This window comes from Solibacillus sp. FSL K6-1781, from assembly GCF_038630735.1.
Classification (GTDB): domain Bacteria; phylum Bacillota; class Bacilli; order Bacillales_A; family Planococcaceae; genus Solibacillus; species Solibacillus silvestris.
Genome location: NZ_CP152038.1, coordinates 2573905 through 2597396 on the forward strand (window position 1 = coordinate 2573905; position 23492 = coordinate 2597396).

The following is a 23492-nucleotide window of genomic DNA, read 5'->3' on the forward strand; positions in this document are numbered from 1 at the left end:
TGTAAAATTTTTATGCCAACCAAAAATGTAAGCGCAATCACAATAATGGCACAGTGACACATGTCATATTTGAATAGATAAGTTCGGTGGCCGTCATTATTTCGACAAGAGTCATATTTTATTTTTGTGTTTTGATGATAGCAATTATTTTACATGTGCGCTTTATTTCAAGTACGATAAAATTACAAATCATTATATTAGTAGTTTCGAGGAGGAACGAAAGCATGAATATTTACGATATTCCTGTTAAGACAGAAAAAGGCGAGCAATATGAATTAGATCGATATAAAGGCCAAGTAATGATGATTGTCAACACCGCAAGCAAGTGCGGATTTACAAATCAGTTTACACAGCTGGAAGAATTATACGAAAAATATAAGGAAGAAGGATTTGTCGTACTCGGCTTCCCTTCCGACCAATTTAAACAGGAGTTGTCTTCCGGTGAGGAAGCTGCCGAATTTTGCCGCTTGGATTACGGTGTAACGTTCCCGATGCACGAAATGGTAAAAGTGAACGGTACAGAAGCCCATCCATTATTTAAACATTTATCTTCCGAAGCAAAAGGTCTTTTAGGACAATCGGTAAAGTGGAATTTCACGAAGTTTTTAGTCGACCGTGATGGGAATGTCATTAAACGTTATGCACCACAAGATTCACCGACAAAAGCAGAAAACGATATTGCAAAACTACTTTAAGGGTCACTTATATATAATAGAAGAAAGCAGCCGAACATTATATTCGGCTGCTCTTTTTAAAATAAGAATTCCTCTTCCTCTGTTAGTTCCAAATACAATGGCATAACGATGAAAAACATCGCCGGGACATAAAAAGCCAGACTTAGAATAGTTAATGAAATCGGTAACCCAAACGAAGAAGAAAAAATAATCGTTGGCGTAGTAAGCATCGATAAGCCCCCAATTATTTGACGGTATTTTTTAGAATAAAACAGTTTTTGTTTACAGGAAGGGCAACGCAATTCCAATTGAAACTTACATACCATTTTTCTCTGCTCTTTTTCAGAATACGAATAACCGCAATGCGGACAGCATACCTTCCCTGTTCTATTGCGGGCAAAGTAAAATAAAAGTACAATTTGCAAAATATTTATAAGCATGAAAATACTAAATCTCAGCCACTGCATATCCACTTCAAATATATGGATTGTGCTCCCGATTCCAGAAATAATAAATGGTGAGAGAAAAATAAGCGAATAGCGCCATCTATAAACTGTTTCACGAAGTTTGCGTATTTTCGGTTTTTGCCATCGCTTCATCGTAAAGAAAACAATTGTGGCAAGCACACCGTTGAGAATTAGCAGTAAACTAATGATGGCCACATGTTTGCCTCTTCTTATAACTTCAGCTAAATGTTCGTTTTCATAACTCTCCGTTACAGGATCTGATGCTTGATTAAGAGGTGAAACGAACGGATCATTCGTCATCAAATATAAGAAAAACAGTGCCGTAAATACAAAAATTGGAGCAATCACAATCGTCCAGTTCTTATGACGTTTCGGGCGTTTGGAATGATCGATCGTTTGCATTAAATTTATCTTCTGTTGTTCCGTTAATTGCACTCTACTTAATTCTTGCTGCCACTTCTCCTTAATCATCATCCATCACCCCCACGCTTAATTTTGGCTTTAATTTTACTCTTGCCCGCTGCAATCGCGATTTTACAGTCGATACTGCCAACTCTAATAACTCGGCGATTTCAAAAACAGTCATCTCCTCATAATAATAGAGTAATAATACTTCCCGATCTTTAACCGGTAACGAAAGTACAGCAGCGGTTATTTCACCCTGTAATTCCTTCTCGACATAGATTTGTTCTGCACCTTTTTCATATTGCTGAAAAAACTGAGCAATAAAGAACTTCTTATTTTTCCAGCTTCGTAAATAATCATAGCTGCGATTAATCGTCATTTTCACTAAATATGTTTTAATCGATGCTTTCTGTTCAAACTGATCGGATTTATGATAATAGTTTACAAATACGTCTTGAACAACTTCTTCAGCTGCTAAACGATCCTTTGTATAGATAAAAGCAATGCGGTACAAATAGTCACTGTATGTATCAATTAGCTTCTCAATTTCCACTAGCCGCCCTCCTTTCACCCTTATAGACGGAATTCATTAAAATTTGGACGCATTTCTATGTGAATTCACTAAAAAAACGCCTAACCAATGAACGATTAGGCGAATCTTTTATGGTTGAAAACTTAATAAAGCTTCTTTTGCAGCTTCAATATTATCTTCAGTAAAAGGTGTTTTCTCCATTGTGGCAATTTGTTCCACAGCATTTGCCAAAACGAGCTTCGAATAAAATGGCAGCTTCGGTACAATCTCCACAAGACACCAGTAAATCCACATATCATCATCTCCAAGCAGCACCTCTTCAACAAGTGGTGTTAGTTCGTTGGGATAATGAAGCAGCAGTTCTACCATTGGCTCAGCGATCGGCCAGTTCATATCTTGCACCCATTCAAGCAGCTGCGGCAATAATGGAATGACCGATTCTACTTCCATTGTCCCCAGTTTCTCTACTGCTGCAATATCATGTTTATCTTTTGGAATCATGCTAATACTTCTACCTTCTTTAAGAACATGCTAATCATGTCCTTACCAAGTTCTGTTCCGATTGACTCAGGGTGGAATTGCAGTCCATATACCGGATATTGCTTATGTTGAATGGCCATTATTTCCCCATCATCTGCGCTTGTAGCGACAATGTGGAAATCTTCGTGCAATGTTTGTTTTTCAATGATTAGCGAATGATATCGCATCACTTCTACTTCTCGTTCAAATTGTGCAAACAAACCCGTTTTTTCAAACTGCAGCAGGCTCGTTTTCCCATGCATAATATTTTTGGCACGGCTCACCGTTGCACCAAACGCTTCGCCAATCGATTGATGGCCGAGGCAGATTCCCAATATCGGAATCTCTTTGTAAAGATCGCGGATCATTGCAATGACAATCCCTGCGTCTTTCGGTTCCCCGGGTCCTGGAGAAATAACTATTGCTTTCGGCTGCAATGCGCGGATTTCCTCAACCGTGATGGCATCATTTCGAATAATTTTTATGTCTTCTCCAAACTGTGCAATTTGGTGATACAGATTATACGTAAATGAATCGTAATTATCAATCAGTAAAATCATTTCCGCACCTCCAGCAATGCTTTTGCTTTATTTAACGTTTCTTCATATTCCAATTCAGGGACAGAATCATAAACAATCCCTGCACCTGCCTGAACATAAGCTTTCTCATCTTTTATTATCATTGTACGGATTGCAAGGGCTAAATCCATATCCCCCGAAGTCGATAAATATCCAATAGCACCCGCATAAATTCCGCGCTTTCTCTTTTCCAGCTCATTAATAATTTGCATCGCTCGAATTTTCGGCGCACCTGATACAGTACCTGCAGGCAGGCTTGATGCAATGACATCGACTAAGTGGGCATCGTCCCGTAATTTACCTGTTACTTCAGAAACGATATGCATCACATATTTATATTTTTCTATTTCCATATATTTTGTAACAGCTACTGTTCCAACCTGCGCTACCCGGCCAACGTCATTTCGTCCTAAATCAACAAGCATTTTATGCTCGGCTATTTCCTTTTCGTCTTGCAGCAATGCATTTGCGATTGCTTCATCTTCCTGTGCATTTTGTCCACGTGGCTTTGTACCGGCAATTGGATTTGTTGTGACAAGCCCTTTTTGAACTTTCACGAGACTTTCCGGTGATGTGCCAAGAACCGTATAATCCCCAAATTCCATAAAGAACATATACGGCGAGGCATTTGACGTCCGTAGTTTGCGGTAAAGCGTCAATGCATTTTCACGGTAATCAGCTTCAAATGTTTGTGACAAAACAACTTGGAAAATGTCGCCATTACGTATATGCTGCTTTGCAGTTTCAACCATTTCAATAAAGCGGTCTTTTTTAATTGTCGGTGCGAACTGTACATCGATTTCTGCTGTGTGCTTATATGATACAGATGACATCATCATTTGTTCGATATCATCCACTTTTTGTTGCATGAACTCCATCGAATGCCCCACCTGAAACAGATCCATTGCTACAATGGATACTTGCTGTAGCAGATGATCGATGACGATGAATGTTTCATAAAAATAAACATGAACATCCGGCATATTGTATACATCACCTACAATTTCCCCAATTTGTTCAAAATGATATGCTGTTTCATAACCAAAATAACCGATTGCCCCGCCAAAAAAGGCGAATGGAGCTTCTTCATTTTGAATTGGCAATAGCTCCCTCAACAAAGTTAATACTGGTTTCTGCTCTGCCGTCAGCTCCTGATAATGGATAGAATAAGAACCCGATTCCGCATTCCCTTTCAGTTCACCAACGGGATTAAAGGCGATGAAGGAATAGCGCCCGTTTTGCTTAAATTTTGCATTGGATTCGAATAATACTTTTTTCGTTCCAACTATCGATTCAAAAATCGAAATTGGCGTGTACGTATCGCCATTTACCTGCTTCATTACATACTTATCTGTCTTTACTGCCATACTCATCTCTCCTCAGCTTTTCTTTTTTGTGAACACAAAAAGGCCCTTTCGTATTTAAAGGACGAAAGAGCCGTGGTGCCACCTTTATTGACTAAATTAATTAGTCCACTCAAAACTCGTAACGTGAGCGCTACGGCACAGCATTTCCTCTGTGCAGCTAGAAAGTCCATTCATAAAGTACGTTTACCGACTTCCACCAACCGTCAGCTCTCTATAAAACGCTGCTTTACTACTCTTTTTTCATCATCGCTTTTACTATACTTGCTATTGTATCGTTTCAGCCTGAGTTTTACAAACTATTTTAAATTAACTGTAAATATAAAGTTGCCCATGTGATTTTGCATAGTACAGACTCGCATCGGCAAAGGCGGCTAATTGTTCATACGATAATTCTTCTTGTGGAAGTTGATCTGAATGGATAAACCCAAAATGAATCGGAATTTCTACGACTCCTGATGTCGAATGAACAACACTCATTTGAAGTTTCTCCTCCAGTTTCATCAACAATTTAAAAAAGTCCGCTTCGGAAATATTTTGGATAAAGGCTTCCCCTGTATTTTTTGTTAATACATTCACTTTTGCATTATGTTCAAAAATATTCGAATAAATTGATTCAAATAATGTAAATAACAACTGCTCTGTGAATAAACTGCCGAACAACTCTTCAATTTTGTCCGTTATAAAGCACCAATGAATACAGTATAGCGCCTCATTATTTGTAAGTGCCTGTTTTACATATTGGATCGTACTCTCTTTTGAAACAACATGAGGATATTTGATTTTAAGCGCGGTCGTTTCTTCTTCAAAAAATAAATCATCATGTATATTCCGTATTTTGCGTATATTTTCCGGCTCTCTTTTGTTCGTTTCAATCAGCTGCTGCATTTCCTCCCTATATCGGAAATGCTTCATTAGGCCAAAACGCTCCAGATACCTTTCAACTACCGACAATAATACAAAGTTACGCTGTTTTTCCAACTGTAAAAATGCCTGCTCAAATAATTTCAGACTTTCTTGTCTTTGCCCAGAATTATAGTTTAAAATCGCTTCCGCAAAAAGCAGACTTCCCTCATAGTAAGGATGTTTACCTGTGAGCTGTTGTAAAATGCCATGCTTTATCCGATTAAATTCCACGTCATTATTTGCTGATGCATAATAATAGAGTGCCCCAAAATAACCTCGGACGATCGTCGCATTGATTGAAGTTAGTTTTTGTTTATAAAATTCCGCCAAACGAATGGCGATCGTTGCTTTTTCCTGGTCATTTATATAACGGTACTGTGCCGCCAAATTGAAATAGTTGATAACGACAAGTTCATCGTTCTGTAAAAAGTGGGCATATTCAAGCGATTTTTTTGCTGCTTCAATTGATTCATCATGATGTTTTGTAAAGATATGTTCGAGACTGTATAAGTAGTAGTAGATCATCTTATTCTCATTGTTTCCATATGTTAAGCAAAGCTTTTCATAATCATCCATGACCGCGTGAAAATTTCGATAGCTGCCTATTTCAAAATATGCTGAGGCCAAATATTCATAACATATAAGAGCTTCATCATATCTCTTTTCTTCGAGAGTAGTCGGCAATGTAATTGTGCTAAACTGAATCACTTCCATATATTTCAGCTCTATAAATGAATTACGTAAATGTTCGATTTGGTTTAAAATTTTCATGATACTCGCCCACCCCAATCATTTATCAATCCAAATACAGCTTCATAAATTTCACTTGCCTCATCAATTGCTTGTTCAAATATAAGTTTGAGTGGCTGTTCATGTTCCTCCATAATTTCCTGCAATTCTTTTACTACCGTACTTTGCAATAACGCCAGTTGTTTCGGGTAATTTTCAACTTCTATATATTTCGAATCATAGTAAGGTCGTAAACTTTTATCTTTGAATTCTCTAAGGGCTAGAAAGTTTATCGCAATTTCTTCATTTTTCTTCATTTTCTCTAAAACAAACTGATCGAGTTTCAAATAAATATATATCGCACAGATAAATGCCAGTTTATCGTTCTCATATAACGCAAGCTGAATATAACGTTTTATTTGAAAGTTTTTAATTCTATCTAGTAAATAATTCCGCATTGGATAAATCATAATGTTTTCGGGATGAGCAATACGGTCAGCCTCTTCTGTATTCAGTAAATACCAAATATCAAATATTATGATAGAACGCTGGTATGAATCCTCACTGAAAGGTAGTATTAACGTGAACAAGTCAAGTTCATCTATCAATTGTTGAAATTGGCACATTTTTTCATCAGAAATTAAAAACATGCAATCTGCTACATCTATTTTAGCGTCCATGTAAAATATCCCACCTCAAATAACTGTCAGTTTCATCCATCATATCATAAACTTATAGCTGTGAAGTATTTCATTTCGTTATCATTTTATTAAAAAAAGTGATGTGCTGGAAACTTCTTTTCCAGCACATCACTTTTCATCTTTTCGGGAGAAAATGTTAAATTTAGTTCGAACGTTGGCAAATCATATCATATAAATACTTAGCTTGTTCAAATTCAGGCTGCAATGTATAAGCCTGTTTCAAATGATACTTTGCTTTATCGGTATCTGTTGTAGCTACCGCGTATAATACGCCTAAATTATAATGCGCATCTGCATTATTCCAGTCTTCTTCAATAACAAATTCCAGCTCCGGCTTTGCAAAATCGAACATTTCCAAAGAGCAGAGCAAAATTCCGTATGCTAAACGAATTTGCAGATCTTTTGGCGCAAGCTCTGCCGCACGCTGCATAAATGGCAGGGCCAACTTGAATTGCTGTTCCCGCTCAAAAGATTTAGCCAGCATATAATAGGCATCTGCCCCTTCGATTCCGTAATCGATCGATTTTTGATATAGTTTTGCTGCTTCAGTATAGCGCTCAGCTTCGTAGTATAAATTTGCCAATCCGTAATACGCTGTAGCAGCTTTTTCGTCTACTGTAATCGCCTTTTGGAAAAAACGTTCAGCACGTTCAATATCCCCCATTGCCGCAAGCAATGTACCGAAGTTCACATAGCCGATCGCATCGTTCGGCTGTGCTTCAATTGCCTGTGTAAAAGCTTGTGCAGCTTCTTCATAACGCTTTTCCTGGAATGCTTTAATCCCGATTTCATTATAGTTTGTATCCATTATGTCACCTCTATAAATATGTATAGACGCTCATTTTTAATGAACGTCTATCGTCTATTACCCTACATATGTTAATTTTTCACTATTTTTAAATACGCCATCGATTGTACCGCCACCTAGGCATTCTTCACCATCATATAATACAACCGCTTGTCCCGGTGTAATCGCTCGAACTGGTTCGGCAAATTCAATATATGCTGTACCGTCTTCACGCATAGTCACGGTTACCGGCGAGTCTTCCTGACGATAGCGGAATTTAGCCGTGCAATTAAATGTGCCCGTTTTGGCTTCACCTGTAAAGCTCATTTTTACCGCTGTCAACGCATCCGAATACAATGCATCGTGATGGAAACCTTGGCCAACATATAATACGTTACGTGTTAGATCTTTACCGACAACAAACCAAGGTTCGCCGTCTCCGCCGATCCCTAGGCCGTGACGTTGCCCTAATGTATAGTACATTAAGCCGTCGTGCGTACCTTTTACCTCACCATCAAATGTTTCCATATTGCCCGGCTGTGCAGGTAGATACTGGCTTAAAAATTCTTTGAAATTACGTTCACCGATGAAACAGATCCCAGTTGAATCTTTTTTCTTCGCTGTTGCCAAACCTGCTTCTTCCGCAATTTTACGCACTTCAGGCTTCGGTAAATGACCAATTGGGAACATGACCTTTTCAAGCTGTTCTGAAGTTAACTGATTCAGGAAATACGTTTGGTCTTTATTATTATCAATGCCGCGAAGCATTTTCACACCATTCTCGTCATGCGCTACACGTGCATAGTGGCCTGTCGCTAAATAGTCCGCGCCAAGTGCCAGTGCATGCTCCAGGAAGGCTTTGAATTTAATTTCTTTGTTGCACATCACATCAGGATTCGGTGTACGGCCTGCTTTATATTCTTCGAGGAAGTACGTAAACACTTTGTCCCAATACTGTTTTTCAAAGTTAACTGCATAATACGGAATGCCGATTTGGTTGCATACTGCGATGACATCATCATAATCTTCTGTCGCTGTACATACACCGAATTCATCTGTATCATCCCAGTTTTTCATAAAAATACCGATTACATCATAGCCTTGCTGTTTTAATAAATAAGCGGCTACTGATGAATCAACGCCTCCACTCATTCCAATAACTACTCGAATTTGAGATGGATCTCTTGTTTCTACCATTTACTATTCACCTTTTCTTAGACAAATCGCGTAAAAGGCGCGAAGTCTTTCTTATAAATTTACGAAGTTAGACGTTTCACAATTTCAGCAGTACGCTTACCTGCTTCTCGCACTAACTCATCTGTTAATCCTAACCCAAAACTGAAACGAATGGAACTACGAAGCTCAGGGGCGTTCTGTCCATACATTGCAACAAGTACATGGGACGGATCAATCGAACCTGCTGTACAAGCAGAACCGCTAGATACGAGTACGCCGGCCATATCCAAATTGATTAAAAATGATTCAACATCCGTCCCGGGGAAAGTCACATTCAATACATGCGGTAAAACGCTCGTTTGATGACCATTCAGATGAAAATCAATATTCGCCTGCTGGAACTGTTCGATTAAAATATTTTTGAAACCATTATACTGCTCCATACGCTGTTGTGAAGACTGTCCTGCTAATTCGGCTGCTTTTGCAAAAGCGATCACAGCCGGGACATTTTCGGTACCTGCACGGCGTTTTTTCTCCTGTGAGCCACCATAAAGGATATTTGTCAGTTTGACTCCTGTTTTTGCATATAAAAAGCCGATTCCTTTGGGACCGTTAATTTTATGCGCCGAAACACTTAGTAAGTCAACGTGAAGTGCTTCAACATCCATTTTTTCCAGTCCAAATGCTTGTACAGCATCTGTATGAAATGTTGCGGTATGTTCTTTTACTATCGCACCAATTTCTGCGACGGGCTGGATTGTGCCGACTTCATTGTTACCATACATAATCGTCACTAAAATCGTATCATCACGTAAAGCCTCTTTTACCTGTTCAGCGCGGATACGTCCCGTTTGATCAACTGGTAAATACGTCACCGTGAAACCTTCTTTTTCAAGCTTTTCACACGCATGTAAAACGGCATGGTGTTCAATTGCTGTTGTGATAATATGTTTACCTTCTTTTTGGCGCGCATACGCTGTTCCAAAGATGGCCATATTATCGGCTTCTGTTCCTCCGCTTGTAAAAATAATTTCAGAGGGCTTCGCATTTAATTTGGCTGCCAAACTAGCCCGAGATTCATCCAGTGCTTTACGTGCACTGCGTCCAACTGTATGAATACTTGATGCATTACCGCTTTCCTCTGCCATTGCACGTGCCATTACATCAATTACTTCCGATGCAATTGGCGAAGTAGCGGCATGATCAAGATAAATTGAATTTTTCAAACTAACTAACTCCTTTAAATAACACTAAATGTAAAACATGTAACCGTCAGATACTTCATTATTCGTATATTTTGCCAAATCATCAATCGTCGTTGTATCCAATACATTTTTTACTGCATCCCGAATACGCATCCACAGTTCACGCTGTGGCGCTTCCTCGTTTTCAATTCCTTCAACCGGCTGGATCGGTCCTTCCAATACGCGGATGACATCAGCAGCCGAAATTTCATTAGGTTTATGTGCCAACATATAGCCGCCGTATGCACCACGAACACTTTTTACTAGGCCTGCATTGCGGAGTGGAGACACTAATTGCTCTAAATACGCTTCAGATAAATCTTTATCCGCAGCAATTTGTCGCAACGGAATCGGTCCTTCGCCATAATGCTTTGCCAATTCAATCATAATCGTTAAACCGTAACGCCCTTTAGTCGATATTTTCATCGTTACACCTCTTATTTTCTAGTCCTATAATATTATTCATTATAACACAACTCCTTTTAAACCACTCGGAAATACTTTATGATAATTAACAATAACCAATTTATTTAACTGAAAAGAAAAGGAGCGAAAAATTATGCAAAATGAACCGCTCGCCTATAAAATGAGACCTCGTACAATTCATGAAATTGTCGGGCAACAGCATATTATTGGATCAGCAACACCATTGTTTAGAATGATCGAAAAAGGACATGTACCTTCGATGTTGCTATACGGACCTCCGGGAGTTGGAAAAACATCGATTGCCAACGCCATTGCCGGGAGTTCGAAAATTCCGTTCTTTGCATTGAACGCAACACATGCTGGGAAGAAAGATATTGAGCAAATCGTGATGGACGCGCGTATGAGCGGTAAAGTCCTCTTATTTTTAGATGAAATCCACCGCTTCAACAAACTTCAGCAAGATACATTGCTGCCGCATGTGGAAAACGGTTCAATCGTCTTAATCGGGGCAACAACGGAAAACCCGTTCCATGATGTAAACCCTGCCATCCGTTCGCGCTGCGGGGAAATATTACAATTGGAACGCTTAACAGGCGATGATATCATTCAACTACTCAATCAGGCATTGGTAGATAAAGAACGTGGACTTGGACATTTAAAAATTGATATAACCGAACAGCAAATCGAAAAAATTGCCAATGCTTCCAACGGAGATGCCAGAAAAGCATTAACCCTTTTGGAATCGGTCTATTATGCTTCAGATGAAAAAGACGGAGTAACTATTATCAACGATAATGCGATCGACGCACTTGCAAAAAGAATTGGGGTTTTTGGGGATAAAGGGGGCTCTCATTTCTATAACTTATTGTCTGCCCTTCAAAAATCGGTACGAGGCAGCGATCCAAATGCTGCGCTCTATTATTTGGCTCATTTACTCGAAAATGGGGACTTAGTTGCAGTATGTCGACGACTGCTCGTCATGGCCTATGAAGATATCGGACTTGCGAATCCTAGTGTCGGAGCACATGTGCAGGCAGCGACGGAAGCTGCCGTGAAACTCGGGTTGCCGGAAGCACGCATACCACTTGCAACCGCTGTCGTTGAAATGTGTTTATCGGACAAATCGAATTCAGCCTATAAAGCATTGGATTCAGCGATTGCAGCAATTCATGAAGGGAAAACCGGTGATATACCGAACCATCTAAAAGATGCTCATTATGCGGGTGCGGCAGAACTCGGTCATGTCGGTTACAAATACCCTCACGATTCCCCTCTTGGAACATTTGGTGGCTGGGTGCAACAGCAATATTTACCGGATGAATTGGCAGGTACCGAATTTTATAAGCCCGTAATAGCAGGTGAAGAAAAAAGAATGGCCGCTATATATGAGAAGCTAAAATCCTTTAAGAAATAAAAGACAATTTATAACGAATACAAAAAGAGTCATTTTCAAATCAATGAAAATGACTCTTTTATATTTTACTTTTCGTATGACTCTGCAAATTTCTTAAATGCTTTAATACACTGCTCCACATTGTCGGCAACAGTCAGCTTAACTTCTTCACCGCTTAACTGGTAAATACTCTTTTGAATCTCCGAAAGCAATTCTTCATTATTTTCAGTATGCGCGTTTGGAATACAGCTCGCACTTAACTCATAAAACTTACTCACATGTGCACGTGCATCCATATCATCTTCCGCAATTAAGTTGGCATGCGCTAAACCGGTAAAGTATAAAAGTTTTGAAGCAATATCCATATAAAGCGTCCAATAAGTAGTGCTTGATGGCAGTTCCCCGTCATTTTTAGCAATGAAAAAATTAAAATTATTCGCTACTTTGTGCAATAATCCATCAAGTTGCTCAAAAGCTTTCGACCAATTTGGTTTTGTATCGATATTTTCAAAAACGATTGTATCCATCTTCAACTGTAGACTCGGCAAATTCAATAAATCATTTTTCATTTCGATTGTCATTCTATCGTTCCTCCTTGCATCCCCATGCATATTATCAATACACTCTAACTATAGCAAAAAAAAGGAATTTTTCTTAAAAAACGAAAAAATCATTAAAATCCTGCCATATTTTTGCCATAATTATTCTCTTAATAGAATATTATGTCATTTGCCATTTAAAGATTCACCCGTCAAACGGGAAAAGTACTTTTCATACAATAACTTCTTTATATTCTCACTGTCGTTTTTATATACAACCATCTCACCCAGTTTATAGATTTTAACGGAAGGGCCTGAACTGTAAAAAAACCAATTAAATGAATCAATCCATACATCTAAATTTTTTTCATCATTGCTCAGAAATAATTGCTTTTCTTTTATTAGATTCGCCATTTTCCAGAAACCTTCACTTAGCTTGAAGTTTTTCGTTAAAAAATCATATTCAGGTTCAACAATATGATCGGTGTCATAAATGTGAATCGTATTTAAATCGGCATCAATTGCAATTTCCACTGAGCCGACCACATCATGTAAATTCAAACCCCGGTATTCCAATTGTTGTATGATCATTTCTTAAGCTCCATTTCTTAAACATTTTTATTGTTTTATCACAATAATATTGTATTCCATTTAATGAATAACCATTCATAACAAAACCACTTTATGAGGAAATTTTTGTATAAACTAATATAAGTATGTAATTTAATACGCAATAATTTGATTAACGGAAAGATAAATTTGATGATTCATTAATTGTCTAATGACGTTTCAGATGTAAAAACAACGTTTAAATCAGTAAATATCATTTAACAATTCCTCAATAAAAAAGATGTGTTAAAAGGTTTCGAAATCCCTTTTACACATCCTTTCATTTATGGAAGTTTACGAATTACCCTTGAACACGTTTAATTTCGATATCTTTTAAAATCGTATTAATAACCCAGCTTGCTGCAATTAATCCGGCAACAGATGGTACGAATGCATTTGATGAAGGTGGTAATTGTGCTTTGCGGATTTCCGCTTCAGGCTTTCCTACATATTGTGCAACGTCTGGACGTACGACAATTGGGGATTCGTCTGAAAATACAACAGTTACACCTTTTTTAATGCCTTCTTTACGCAGTTTTGTACGGATTACTTTTGCCAGTGGATCTGTATGCGTTTTTGAAATATCGGCAATTTGGAATCGTGTAGGATCCATTTTATTGGCAGCACCCATGCTTGAGATAATTGGAATGTTGCGTTTTAAACATTCTTTCATAATATGGATTTTGTACATAACTGTATCGGATGCATCGATTACATAATCAATTCCTTGTGCGAAAAACTGTTCATACGTTTCTTCTGTATAAAACATATGCATATCAATTACTTCACACTCCGGGTTAATATCTGCAATCCGTTCTTTCATAATAGCAGACTTTGATTTTCCAACTGTTGATAGATATGCAACTAATTGACGATTGACATTCGTAATATCCACATTATCTTTATCTACTAATATGATACGGCCAATCCCGCTGCGTGCACATGCTTCTGCCGCAAACGAGCCTACACCGCCTACACCTAAAATTGCGACTGTCGTTTCTTTCAGCTTTTCTAACCCTTCTGTTCCAATAGCTAACTCGTTTCGTGAAAATTGATGTAACATCTAATTTTACCCCTCAATCTTTATCATTCTACTAGGCATTATAACGACATCATATACGAGATGCAAGCAACAATCTAATGACAGAAAGCAGCATTTTCCATAATATCATTTCAGAATGCTCCAATTCCAGTTATTATAACAAAATAAAAATACTCTTCTACATAAAAGTAGAAGAGTAAAATTAGAAATGGACGAATCCCAAAAATGCCGTCTTGCTACAACATCGTTTTGATCCCGCGTCTATAGCAAGGGGGTGCACTAATCGCAGCGTTAAACTTCCCGCTCCAAATGGGGCATGTTTGCTTCTACGGTAATAGTAGCTCCCAACGATTTATTGTTCGGTCAAAAGTGTTTAGTAACAAATATAGCGACGAACACATCAGGATTCGTATTAGTGTTATATTAACACCAATATTCTGATTATTCAATCGAAAACATTCCATTCTTATAAATTATTAAAATTGTACTAATTTTTTAGAATAATATGGTTCCAATTTACTTTATAAAAAAAGGTACTTCTTCCCGTGAGAAGAAGTACCTTAACATTTATTTTTTTGCTGTCGCTGCGATACGTAAGCTTAACTCTTCAAGCTGTGCATCTGAAACTTGTGATGGTGCATCTGTTAATAAACAGCTAGCTGTTGCCGTTTTAGGGAATGCAATTGTATCACGTAAGTTTGTACGGCCAGCAAGAAGCATTACTAATCGGTCAAGTCCCATCGCCAAACCACCATGTGGAGGAACGCCGTAGTCAAATGCTTCAAGTAAGAAGCCGAACTGTGCACGCGCTTCTTCTTCAGTAAATCCAAGCAGTTCAAACATTTTTGCTTGTAAATCTGGCTCATAAATACGTAGTGATCCGCCGCCAAGCTCATAACCGTTTAATACGATATCATATGCCTGTGCACGAACTTCTTTAGGGTTTGTATTCATTAACTCTAAATCTTCATCAAATGGGCGAGTGAATGGATGGTGGGCCGCATAGTAACGACCTTCCGCCTCATCGTATTCGAATAATGGCCAATCAACAATCCATAAAAATTCGAATTTCGACTCATCGATTAAGCCTAGTTCTTTTCCTAATTTTAAACGTAATGCGCCAAGTGCGTCTGCAACTACAGAAGATTTGTCTGCAACGAATAATAATAAGTCACCAGCCTGTGCTTCTGTTGCTTGGATGATTGTGTCAGCTGCTTCGCCTTCAAAGAACTTCGCAATCGGGCCATTCAAGCCTTCTTCTGTCACTTTTAACCATGCTAACCCTTTTGCCCCGTAACGGCCTGCAAACTCGCCTAATGCATCAATATCTTTGCGTGAATAGTTTGCTGCTGCGCCTTTTACATTGATTGCCTTCACTTCACCGCCATTTGCCACTGCGTTAGCAAATACACCGAATGCGGATTCTTTTACGATGTCTGAAAGCTGTTTTAATTCCAGTCCGAAACGAACATCTGGTTTATCTGAACCGAAACGATCCATTGCTTCTTTATAGCTCATGCGCGGGAATGGTGTAACGACATCAATGCCTTTTACATCTTTCATAACTTGAGTAAGAAGACGTTCGTTCATTTCAATAATTTCATCCATTGATAAGAATGAAGTTTCGATGTCGACTTGTGTAAATTCCGGCTGACGGTCTGCACGCAAATCTTCATCGCGGAAGCAACGAGCAATTTGGAAGTACTTCTCAAAGCCACCTACCATTAATAGCTGTTTAAATAACTGTGGTGATTGCGGTAATGCATAAAATTCACCATCATGTACACGAGATGGAACTAAATAGTCACGTGCTCCTTCTGGTGTTGATTTCGTTAAAATTGGTGTTTCCACTTCCAGGAAGCCTTCGTTTTGTAAGAAATTGCGGATTGTACGTGTTACATCAGAGCGCATCTTAAATGTGTCATACATTACAGGGCGACGTAAATCCAAATAGCGGTATTTCAAACGTAACTCTTCCGAAACTTCCGCATTGTTATCGATTGCGAATGGCGGGTTTTTTGCTTCATTTATAATCGTCAGTTCAGAAGCCACCACTTCGATTTCGCCTGTCTTCATATTTTTGTTAATTTGGGAAGCATCACGTAAAACTACTGTACCTTTTACTTCAATAACAAATTCATTACGAATTTTATTGGCAAGTTCTAAAGCGTCTTTCGCTTGATCACCGAAAACTACCTGTACGATCCCTTCACGGTCACGCATATCCACGAAAATTAATCCGCCTAAATCACGACGTTTTTGTACCCAACCTTTTAATACAACTTCCTGTCCCGCTTCTGCAGCTGTTACTAAGCCACATGCATGTGTTCTTTGCGCCATTGTTATTCCTCCAACTATTTGTTTTCTAAAACGTATTGGACAAGCTGACCGAATTCCACTTTTGTCTGATCGCCTGTTTCCATTGTTTTGACGTTTACTGCTTGCTCTTCTAATTCTGACTCACCTAATACAATGACAAATTTCGCATTCGCACGGTCGGCAGCTTTCATTTGCGCTTTCATTTTCCGGTCCAAATAATCCATATCTGCTGAAATGCCTTTTGCGCGGAACGAACTTACAAGTTCCACTGCTTTGAGTTTAGCTTCTTCACCCATTGCCACAACATACATTTCCAGATTATTTCCCGTTGCAAGCTCGATGTTTTTTGCTTCAAGCGCTAATAATAATCGTTCAATTGACAGGGCAAAACCGATACCTGGTGATTCCGGTCCGCCAATATCTTCAACTAAACCGTTATAGCGCCCGCCACCGCAAAGTGTCGTAATTGAACCGAACCCTTCACCGGTAATCATAATTTCAAACGCCGTATGATTATAGTAATCAAGACCACGTACTAAGTTAGGATCCACTTCATAGGAAATGCCCAGTACATCCAAATATTGTTTTACTTTCGTGAAGTATTCTGCAGAAGAATCCGTCAAATAATTTGTTAAAGCCGGTGCAATAGCCATTGCCGGGTGTTTAGCATCTACTTTACAATCTAAAATACGTAAAGGATTTTTCTCCAGACGGCTTTGACAATCACTGCAAAGCTCCCCAACAACCGGAGTGAAATGCTCAATTAACGCACTGCGGTGCGCATCACGAGTATCTTTGTCACCTAATGAATTAATGACTAATTTTAAATCGGACAAACCAAGTGTTGTATAGACATCCATTGCAAGTGCCATTACTTCCGCATCAATTGCCGGATCAGCTGAGCCGATTGCTTCTACACCAAACTGTACGAATTGGCGATAGCGTCCTGCCTGTTGACGTTCATAACGGAACATTGGACCTGTATAATAAAGTTTGACAGGTTGATCTGCCTGACCGAACATTTTATGCTCCACGTATGCACGTACCGCTGAAGCTGTTCCTTCTGGACGTAATGTTAACGAACGATTTCCTTTGTCCGTAAATGTATACATTTCTTTTTGTACGATATCCGTTGTATCGCCTACACCGCGTTGAAACAGTTCTGTTGATTCAAACATTGGTGTGCGAATTTCGTTATAGCGATATTTTTCACATAAATCACGGATGACACGTTCTACATACTGCCATTTTTCGGATTGACCCGGTAAAATATCCTGTGTTCCTTTTGGTACTTTAAAATTCATAAAAGCACTCCTCTCTTAATTGACCAAACGCATTGCGAGCTGAAGTAAGAAGAAAATAAAAAAAGCTTTCGTCCCTTGCAAAAACTGCAAGGGACGAAAGCTTGTAAATTCTTCCGCGGTTCCACCCTAATTGATGTATCTCTACATCCTCTCGAATTCGGATAACGGCCGATTCCGTCTTCCCCTACTAGAAAAAATTTTTCGAGGAAACGCCTCTCAACTGTTGTTCACATGTTACATACTGCAGGAAAGATTACAGCCTATGTCTTTCCCTCTCTTTTCAGCATTGGCAACCGCTACTTGTTTGGTCATTGGCAATGTTACTTTTGTTAAATTAACACTAATCTTAATGATGTCATGACAAGTTGTCAACCATTTTCAAAAAAACGCTATATTTTTTGTCATAAATACTTTTATAATATAGGGGGATATAGTGAAAGGGTCATTAAACAAAATAATTTTAAAAGGAGGAAACTATGAAAAAAAATAAAATAATAGTTGGTTTATCAATTTTATTATTGTTCACAGCGGTAATTCCGTATAATTTTTCCGCTCGCCCTGCTTATGCCAACGGGGAACCGTTGTATGTAAACGCGGAAATTTTATATTTACGTGAAGGTCCCGGTCTTTCTTATCCGATCATCGATACGTTAAAAGAAGGAACTGAGATGATTTCGATTGAAAAACAAGGTGATTGGCACCATGTTCAGGTCGGACAACAAGAAGGTTGGGTTGCGGCATGGCTTGTGAAAACAGCAAATGTGCAAAAAGACTCTTCATCAGACAAAACGGTCATTTCTCAAGTGGACTCTTTAAATGTTCGCGTAGCGCCATCATTATCCGCATCTGTGCTGACGAAAATCTCTTCCGGGACGGAAAGTAAATTTTTACAACAGGAACAGGATTGGATTCAAATTCAGTTCGGGGAAATGACAGGTTGGGTATTCGCAGAATATGTCACAGTAAAAGATGCAAAGTCGGAAACACCGGAAACTCCAACTGATAATGTGCAACAGGAACAATCAAATGAACCTATAGAGCAAATTGATCCGAATACATTTACCGTTAATGTAAGTGCCGTAAACATCCGAAAAAAACCTGATTTAACAGCAAAAAAATTAGGACTTGCATCGGAGGGCCAACAGTTTAAAGTGCTTAGCCGCGATCATAATTGGGTCGAGATTGAATATGAAAAAGGCAAAAAGGGTTGGATTTACAGCTTTTACGGAACTTTCACAAAACAATTGAAACAAAATCATTCATCTGAGAAAGAAGAAGCGAAAAACTTTGTCACGATTATTTATAACGGGACAAACTTAAGGGAATCCCCTTCTACTTCTTCAAATGTAGTCGTTATCGCAGATGCTGGTCATACATATCCGATAGTGGAAAGTGAAGGCGACTGGTTTAAAATCGCAGTAAAAGATCAACAGACTGCGTATGTCGCAAACTGGGTTGTAAGTAAAAACAATTCACAGGGAACTACATCCCAAAACAATACAAGTCAAGTAGCCGAGCGTAAACAGGGTACATTAAAAGGCTTAACAATCGTGCTGGATGCCGGTCATGGCGGTAATGACCGTGGTACTACCGGCGTTCGTGGAACCGACGAAAAAGATATTAATATTATTACAGCAGAAATGCTCCGTTCCAAATTACAGGCTGCCGGTGCAAATGTTGTCATGACACGGGAATCTGATATATTTGTCGACTTGCGAAAGCGTGTAGCAGTGTCGCATCAGGCAAGTGCCGATGCGTTTATCAGTATTCACTATGACGCAAATGAAGATAGTTCAGTGAGCGGCTTTACGACCTATTATACGAATGGTTACCAGCAAAAGCTTGCCGAATATGTTCATGAAGGCTTGGCATCAAAAGTTAACTTGAAGGACCGTGGACCGCGCTTCGGAAACTATTTAGTGCTACGCGAAAACCGTCAAAATGCTATATTGCTTGAGCTCGGTTATTTAAGTAATCCTTCTGAAGAACGGGCAATTACTACAGATTATTACCGGGAACAAGCAACACTGGGCATCTATCAAGGGTTATTAAACTATTTCGACGACCAGCTTGAATAAATTATTACCATTTTTAAATACGCTGGATCATAACCCAAAAATGCTATTTTTCTCTCAGAGAAAAATAGCATTTTTTTGCTGAGCGTTAAAAATTGATTTCCATTCCAGGTCGGACGCTTTCCGCGGGCGTGAGGCCAACAGGATGTTGGTCACAAAAGCGTTGCCACAGGACGTGGCGTTCTTAGCTTTTGTTCCTAGTCTCAGGCGTCACGCTATTCCCGCTGGAGTCGCCTCCCCTCCATTCCAATCAATTTTTATAAAATATCCGTTACTTAATAAAGGTTTCTTCTTTTTCTAACGGTACTTCTATTTATGATTCACCCTCTTTTTATACCTCGTTTTCCTTATCCATTATTCCTGAATGACTTGATATAAATAAAACATTTCATCTTTATTCACAATGCGCGGTACCGGGTACAGCGGGTTCGCTTCTTGTATAGCGCGCTCTACCATTAATGGCACATCACGGTTAATGATTCCTGTTATTTTTCGAGGTATGTTCATCTTTTCATTTAACGCTTCAATCGCTTCAATAAATAACTTTGCCTTTTTTTCATCGCTGTCTGTTATTTTCCCGATTCCTACAATCGTCGCCAGTTCTGCTAATGGCTTAGCAGCGCTTTCGCCGTAAAATCGCAGGACATGCGGCAGGATAATCGCATTGGCAAATCCGTGCGGAACTTGATAGAAACCACCGAGTGTATGAGCAATGGCATGAACATAGCCTACATATGCCCGGGTAAATGCAAGTCCGGCCAAATAGGACGCACGCTGCATTTCCGTCCTTGCTTTCATATCTGTTCCCTCAACATAGGCGCGCTCTAAATACTTAAAAATAAGTATAACCGCCTCACGGGCATATTTTCTCGTCTCCTCTGTATTACTTTTTCCAATATAGGCTTCCACGGCATGTGTCAAAGCGTCCATTCCCGTCGTAGATGTAATATGCGGAGGCAAATTAATCGTTAATACCGGATCTAGTACAGCGTAATGCGGGACAAGCACCGGATCCATAATAGCGAATTTCTCATGTGTTTCACTATTTGATACGACTGCGGCTATCGTCCCTTCGCTTCCCGTTCCGGCCGTTGTCGGAATCGCAAAAAACGGCGGCATTTCTTTTCTTACTTTGAATAATCCCTTTAAATCAACCAGCGATTTATCGGGGCGTGCTATCCTTGCCGCAACTGCCTTAGCACAATCCATCGGTGACCCGCCGCCAAATGCTATAATGCCATCACAATTATTCACATTATACAGTTCCAACGCTTCTTCAATATTTGTGAAAGTTGGGTTTGGAACCGTTTTACTATAGACAACAAATGCAATATTTTGCTCCTGTAAGCCCTCCAATAACTTATCCATAAGCCCAAGTTTGTGAATTCCTTCATCTGTAATCACTAAAAGCATATTTAAATCTAAACTTTTCACAAGGTCCGGCAATTTTTCAAGGCTGTTTTCCCCTTGGAGTAATTCTGGCTTTCTCCAGTTCATAAGCTTCATACCGACACGCATTGAACTTTGGACGGTTCTACAATAGGCTGTATACATCGAACGAAACACTCCATTTCTCTCTATTTATGTATCCTTATTTTAATTATTCCGCATCCCCTTTTAAAATTCCTTGTGTGTAACAAAATTGGGCAAATTAAAAACGAACCCAAAACGGATTCGTTTCATTAATCGTTGGCAAAAAATACTTTGTCTGCAAAGGAAATCGGCTGTTTTTCAAAGTCGGTTTCGCTCATCGCGATGACCGCGAGATCGATCTCAAATTCCTGCATTTTTCCGGCAGCAACTTCTTGATTCAGTTTATGGAAATCGCTAAATTGATTATCCGTAATAATCATAAGATCCCGCTGATGGCCAATGTTGTCTTGGGTAAAAAGTTCAATCGCCTTGTCTATAGCCGGCATAATTTGAGCGTCTCCAGTTAAAAAGTGCTGCAGAAATTGATCGAACATTTCAATTTCAAGTGTTCCATTTTTAAAAAGAAGCGGTTGTGCCGGTTTATTACTAAACGGAAGTATGATTAAATCACGCTTTTGGACAGCACATAAATTAAATAGCGGTAAAATGGTCCCTTTTGTAAAGGCTTCAACCCCCTGCATTGCGTCAGATTGCTGTAGGATGACTATCATGGGCGAATAAAGATTTTTCATCTCTTCAAACGGCACATACAGTACATTGCCATCAATAACAGTCCGATCTTTCAGTAATTGCTTTTGTTGCTCAATCGGGAATAAATAATCTTTATCCTGTATTTTCGGCATCGTTGCTTCCACTTCTGCAATCATTTCTTCAAGTGCAATTGCAATTTCGATAACCTCTATGAATAATGGTTGTTTACCGAATTTCTCCAAAAACTGTTGCTGCTCATTTTCTTCTAAAGCTTGAAAAGATGCATTACGATATAAAAAATGAAGAATTTCATCTGTTAATACAGTCTTATATTCATTTGTCATGTAAAACCCTCCATCTGTTTTCAAATCAATACCGATAGTATAGCGAAGATTAAAATTAAAAAGTAGTAATTTAAACTGTGGGCGAATAACTAACTTTATAATCGTTTTTTTCTGCAAAAAAAAGCGGTATCACTAGGATACCGCACCACACATAAATGTATGTAATTATAATTTTTGAGTTAAACCGTGTAAAGTATCTTTTAAATCACGATCGTTGTCTGAAAGCTCGATTAGGTTTCCTAAACGTTCGTGTAAAATTGGACGTTCAATTACTAGTTGCTCATCTAAAACTTGAACCAATAATTCAAGAAGCATACGGTTTTGTACTAATAATGCTTCTTCCACTCGATCTGGGTTAATTTTATATTCTTTTACTTTTTTCGCCATTTGAAAATAGCCTCCCTTTTGTTTATACAACGTTATTTTAGCACACGGTTGTTTAATTTTGTGAAATTATTTCAATTTCAGCATTCGTTTGTGTTTTTCTGTATATCAGCGAGTTGAATCCAGAAAATCTCCGTATGGAAAAAATCAGTCTTTAGTAAAAATGTTATCCATTTCAGCCTATCGTTTAACAGCCGATTTTTTTTACCTTCTCTATAATTTTCTCATAGATTGGAATCATATGCGCTTCCGTACATTTTTCGGCAACTTCGTCCATTGCGATCCAACCGACTTCACTGTTTTCATCAAGCTTCGCTTTAAATGTCGCTTCATCTTCCACTTCAAATATATAAGTCACATTAAAATGTAAATGTGCTGCAACATATTTTCCGTTTTTCATATGACCGATAACCGGCAGGATGTCAAGCGAAATAATATCGTCCTGTATTGCTTTTGCTTCTGTAAGACCTGCTTCTTCCATCAGCTCTTTTTTCGCTACATTAAATAAATCAGGATCGCCGTCTGCATGACCGCCCATCCAGCCCCATGAATTATAAATATTATGATGAGCCATCAGTACACGGGTGCGGTCTGGATTGAATACAAAAGCTGAAGCAGTAAAATGCAGAACTTCATTATTTCTTGTCAGGACATCCGATAAACTAGCCATTGCACGTAAAATGATGTCTCGATCTTTTGCTTCCTGTTCATTGTAAGGTACATACAGTTCAATTTGTTCATGTAAGGTCATTTTAATCCTCCCTATCCTAATTCCTTTTTGTAGTGTAAGCGTTATAATTTTAGAAAAATATAGCGAAAAGGACGTGACCGTCAATTAATTGCGGCACACC

General features: G+C 38.8%; 23 protein-coding genes, 1 other RNA gene and 2 other annotated features. Of the genes, 3 read left to right on the forward strand and 21 right to left on the reverse strand.

The window, feature by feature from the left end:
• Window positions 1-224 precede the first annotated feature (224 nt).
• The gene (locus MHH37_RS12900; RefSeq protein WP_008408528.1) at window positions 225-695 is read left to right on the forward strand and encodes a redoxin family protein; all 471 of its coding nucleotides are present in this window, start codon (window positions 225-227) and stop codon (window positions 693-695) included.
• 56 nt (window positions 696-751) lie between these two features.
• On the opposite strand, the gene MHH37_RS12905 is transcribed toward MHH37_RS12900, so the two are convergent.
• The 11 genes from MHH37_RS12905 to MHH37_RS12955 all read right to left on the reverse strand — a co-directional run bounded on the left by MHH37_RS12905 (window position 752) and on the right by MHH37_RS12955 (window position 10508).
• Window positions 752-1615, reverse strand: a complete 864-nt coding sequence (locus MHH37_RS12905) for a hypothetical protein (protein WP_342573425.1) — start codon at window positions 1613-1615, stop codon at window positions 752-754.
• Window positions 1605-2099 carry a sigma-70 family RNA polymerase sigma factor gene (locus tag MHH37_RS12910; RefSeq protein WP_342573426.1) on the reverse strand — a complete coding sequence of 165 codons (495 nt, stop codon included), beginning with the start codon at window positions 2097-2099 and terminating at the stop codon, window positions 1605-1607. The genes MHH37_RS12905 and MHH37_RS12910 overlap by 11 nt, the downstream gene beginning before the upstream one ends.
• Window positions 2100-2207: 108 nt before the next feature.
• A complete protein-coding gene (locus tag MHH37_RS12915; protein ID WP_342573428.1) occupies window positions 2208-2579 on the reverse strand; it encodes a DUF5071 domain-containing protein in 372 nt (123 codons plus the stop codon).
• Window positions 2576-3157 (reverse strand): aminodeoxychorismate/anthranilate synthase component II, encoded by a 582-nt coding sequence (locus MHH37_RS12920; protein WP_339262391.1) that lies wholly within the window; start codon window positions 3155-3157, stop codon window positions 2576-2578. Before MHH37_RS12920 ends, MHH37_RS12915 begins: the two co-directional genes overlap by 4 nt.
• A complete protein-coding gene (trpE, locus tag MHH37_RS12925) occupies window positions 3154-4542 on the reverse strand; it encodes an anthranilate synthase component I (RefSeq protein WP_342573433.1) in 1389 nt (462 codons plus the stop codon). The genes MHH37_RS12920 and trpE overlap by 4 nt, the downstream gene beginning before the upstream one ends.
• Before the next feature lie 54 nt (window positions 4543-4596).
• Window positions 4597-4798 (reverse strand) — a binding site (T-box leader).
• Between the two features lie 50 nt (window positions 4799-4848).
• Window positions 4849-6216, reverse strand: a complete 1368-nt coding sequence (locus MHH37_RS12930; protein ID WP_342573434.1) for a hypothetical protein — start codon at window positions 6214-6216, stop codon at window positions 4849-4851.
• Window positions 6213-6854, reverse strand: a complete 642-nt coding sequence (locus MHH37_RS12935; protein ID WP_008408535.1) for a hypothetical protein — start codon at window positions 6852-6854, stop codon at window positions 6213-6215. Before MHH37_RS12935 ends, MHH37_RS12930 begins: the two co-directional genes overlap by 4 nt.
• A 163-nt stretch (window positions 6855-7017) precedes the next feature.
• Window positions 7018-7683 carry a tetratricopeptide repeat protein gene (locus MHH37_RS12940; protein ID WP_342573436.1) on the reverse strand — a complete coding sequence of 222 codons (666 nt, stop codon included), beginning with the start codon at window positions 7681-7683 and terminating at the stop codon, window positions 7018-7020.
• A gap of 57 nt (window positions 7684-7740) precedes the next feature.
• A complete protein-coding gene (gene mnmA, locus MHH37_RS12945; RefSeq protein ID WP_008408537.1) occupies window positions 7741-8859 on the reverse strand; it encodes a tRNA 2-thiouridine(34) synthase MnmA in 1119 nt (372 codons plus the stop codon).
• A 59-nt stretch (window positions 8860-8918) separates the two neighbouring features.
• Window positions 8919-10064, reverse strand: a complete 1146-nt coding sequence (locus MHH37_RS12950) for a cysteine desulfurase family protein (RefSeq protein ID WP_342573438.1) — start codon at window positions 10062-10064, stop codon at window positions 8919-8921.
• Window positions 10065-10088: 24 nt separating this feature from the next.
• On the reverse strand, window positions 10089-10508 hold the full coding sequence (locus MHH37_RS12955; protein ID WP_008408540.1) for an Rrf2 family transcriptional regulator: 420 nt from the start codon (window positions 10506-10508) through the stop codon (window positions 10089-10091).
• A 133-nt stretch (window positions 10509-10641) separates the two neighbouring features.
• Between MHH37_RS12955 and MHH37_RS12960 the strand changes: the two genes are divergently transcribed.
• Entirely contained in the window at window positions 10642-11922 is a 1281-nt protein-coding gene (locus MHH37_RS12960) for a replication-associated recombination protein A (protein ID WP_342573439.1), read from the forward strand.
• A gap of 65 nt (window positions 11923-11987) precedes the next feature.
• Here the strand turns inward: MHH37_RS12960 and MHH37_RS12965 are convergent, their stop codons facing one another.
• The 6 genes from MHH37_RS12965 to hisS form a co-directional block, all read right to left on the reverse strand.
• Window positions 11988-12482, reverse strand: coding sequence for a GTPase (locus tag MHH37_RS12965; protein ID WP_342573441.1), 495 nt, complete (start codon window positions 12480-12482; stop codon window positions 11988-11990).
• 144 nt (window positions 12483-12626) lie between these two features.
• Window positions 12627-13031 (reverse strand): aminopeptidase, encoded by a 405-nt coding sequence (locus MHH37_RS12970; RefSeq protein ID WP_342573442.1) that lies wholly within the window; start codon window positions 13029-13031, stop codon window positions 12627-12629.
• A gap of 319 nt (window positions 13032-13350) precedes the next feature.
• Window positions 13351-14112, reverse strand: a complete 762-nt coding sequence (locus MHH37_RS12975) for a tRNA threonylcarbamoyladenosine dehydratase (RefSeq protein ID WP_008408546.1) — start codon at window positions 14110-14112, stop codon at window positions 13351-13353.
• A gap of 191 nt (window positions 14113-14303) precedes the next feature.
• Window positions 14304-14501: non-coding RNA, 6S RNA (gene ssrS, locus MHH37_RS12980), on the reverse strand.
• A gap of 157 nt (window positions 14502-14658) precedes the next feature.
• Window positions 14659-16431 (reverse strand): aspartate--tRNA ligase, encoded by a 1773-nt coding sequence (aspS, locus tag MHH37_RS12985; protein WP_008408547.1) that lies wholly within the window; start codon window positions 16429-16431, stop codon window positions 14659-14661.
• A 14-nt stretch (window positions 16432-16445) separates the two neighbouring features.
• Window positions 16446-17714 (reverse strand): histidine--tRNA ligase, encoded by a 1269-nt coding sequence (hisS, locus tag MHH37_RS12990; RefSeq protein ID WP_342573444.1) that lies wholly within the window; start codon window positions 17712-17714, stop codon window positions 16446-16448.
• An 86-nt stretch (window positions 17715-17800) separates the two neighbouring features.
• Window positions 17801-18035 (reverse strand) — a binding site (T-box leader).
• A 155-nt stretch (window positions 18036-18190) separates the two neighbouring features.
• On the opposite strand from hisS, the gene MHH37_RS12995 reads away from it, so the two are divergent.
• A complete protein-coding gene (locus MHH37_RS12995) occupies window positions 18191-19792 on the forward strand; it encodes an N-acetylmuramoyl-L-alanine amidase (RefSeq protein ID WP_342573445.1) in 1602 nt (533 codons plus the stop codon).
• 351 nt (window positions 19793-20143) lie between these two features.
• On the opposite strand, the gene MHH37_RS13000 is transcribed toward MHH37_RS12995, so the two are convergent.
• From MHH37_RS13000 to MHH37_RS13015, 4 genes are all read right to left on the reverse strand, one after another.
• On the reverse strand, window positions 20144-21343 hold the full coding sequence (locus tag MHH37_RS13000) for an iron-containing alcohol dehydrogenase (protein WP_342573446.1): 1200 nt from the start codon (window positions 21341-21343) through the stop codon (window positions 20144-20146).
• 128 nt (window positions 21344-21471) lie between these two features.
• Entirely contained in the window at window positions 21472-22257 is a 786-nt protein-coding gene (locus MHH37_RS13005) for a hypothetical protein (protein WP_342573448.1), read from the reverse strand.
• A 165-nt stretch (window positions 22258-22422) separates the two neighbouring features.
• Entirely contained in the window at window positions 22423-22644 is a 222-nt protein-coding gene (locus tag MHH37_RS13010; protein ID WP_008408555.1) for a hypothetical protein, read from the reverse strand.
• Between the two features lie 184 nt (window positions 22645-22828).
• On the reverse strand, window positions 22829-23392 hold the full coding sequence (locus tag MHH37_RS13015) for an NUDIX hydrolase (protein ID WP_339262408.1): 564 nt from the start codon (window positions 23390-23392) through the stop codon (window positions 22829-22831).
• Window positions 23393-23492 lie beyond the last annotated feature (100 nt).

Bases quoted from the DNA above. Each gene is read 5' to 3' on its own strand.
- MHH37_RS12900 (WP_008408528.1), top strand. From the start codon at position 225: ATGAATATTTACGATATTCCTGTTAAGACAGAAAAAGGCGAGCAATAT.
- MHH37_RS12905 (WP_342573425.1), bottom strand. From the start codon at position 1,615: ATGATGATTAAGGAGAAGTGGCAGCAAGAATTAAGTAGAGTGCAATTA.
- MHH37_RS12915 (WP_342573428.1), bottom strand. From the start codon at position 2,579: ATGATTCCAAAAGATAAACATGATATTGCAGCAGTAGAGAAACTGGGG.
- MHH37_RS12920 (WP_339262391.1), bottom strand. From the start codon at position 3,157: ATGATTTTACTGATTGATAATTACGATTCATTTACGTATAATCTGTAT.
- trpE (WP_342573433.1), bottom strand. From the start codon at position 4,542: ATGGCAGTAAAGACAGATAAGTATGTAATGAAGCAGGTAAATGGCGAT.
- MHH37_RS12930 (WP_342573434.1), bottom strand. From the start codon at position 6,216: ATGAAAATTTTAAACCAAATCGAACATTTACGTAATTCATTTATAGAG.
- MHH37_RS12935 (WP_008408535.1), bottom strand. From the start codon at position 6,854: ATGGACGCTAAAATAGATGTAGCAGATTGCATGTTTTTAATTTCTGAT.
- MHH37_RS12940 (WP_342573436.1), bottom strand. From the start codon at position 7,683: ATGGATACAAACTATAATGAAATCGGGATTAAAGCATTCCAGGAAAAG.
- mnmA (WP_008408537.1), bottom strand. From the start codon at position 8,859: ATGGTAGAAACAAGAGATCCATCTCAAATTCGAGTAGTTATTGGAATG.
- MHH37_RS12955 (WP_008408540.1), bottom strand. From the start codon at position 10,508: ATGAAAATATCGACTAAAGGGCGTTACGGTTTAACGATTATGATTGAA.
- MHH37_RS12960 (WP_342573439.1), top strand. From the start codon at position 10,642: ATGCAAAATGAACCGCTCGCCTATAAAATGAGACCTCGTACAATTCAT.
- MHH37_RS12965 (WP_342573441.1), bottom strand. From the start codon at position 12,482: ATGACAATCGAAATGAAAAATGATTTATTGAATTTGCCGAGTCTACAG.
- MHH37_RS12970 (WP_342573442.1), bottom strand. From the start codon at position 13,031: ATGATCATACAACAATTGGAATACCGGGGTTTGAATTTACATGATGTG.
- MHH37_RS12975 (WP_008408546.1), bottom strand. From the start codon at position 14,112: ATGTTACATCAATTTTCACGAAACGAGTTAGCTATTGGAACAGAAGGG.
- aspS (WP_008408547.1), bottom strand. From the start codon at position 16,431: ATGGCGCAAAGAACACATGCATGTGGCTTAGTAACAGCTGCAGAAGCG.
- hisS (WP_342573444.1), bottom strand. From the start codon at position 17,714: ATGAATTTTAAAGTACCAAAAGGAACACAGGATATTTTACCGGGTCAA.
- MHH37_RS12995 (WP_342573445.1), top strand. From the start codon at position 18,191: ATGAAAAAAAATAAAATAATAGTTGGTTTATCAATTTTATTATTGTTC.
- MHH37_RS13000 (WP_342573446.1), bottom strand. From the start codon at position 21,343: ATGTATACAGCCTATTGTAGAACCGTCCAAAGTTCAATGCGTGTCGGT.
- MHH37_RS13005 (WP_342573448.1), bottom strand. From the start codon at position 22,257: ATGACAAATGAATATAAGACTGTATTAACAGATGAAATTCTTCATTTT.
- MHH37_RS13010 (WP_008408555.1), bottom strand. From the start codon at position 22,644: ATGGCGAAAAAAGTAAAAGAATATAAAATTAACCCAGATCGAGTGGAA.
- MHH37_RS13015 (WP_339262408.1), bottom strand. From the start codon at position 23,392: ATGACCTTACATGAACAAATTGAACTGTATGTACCTTACAATGAACAG.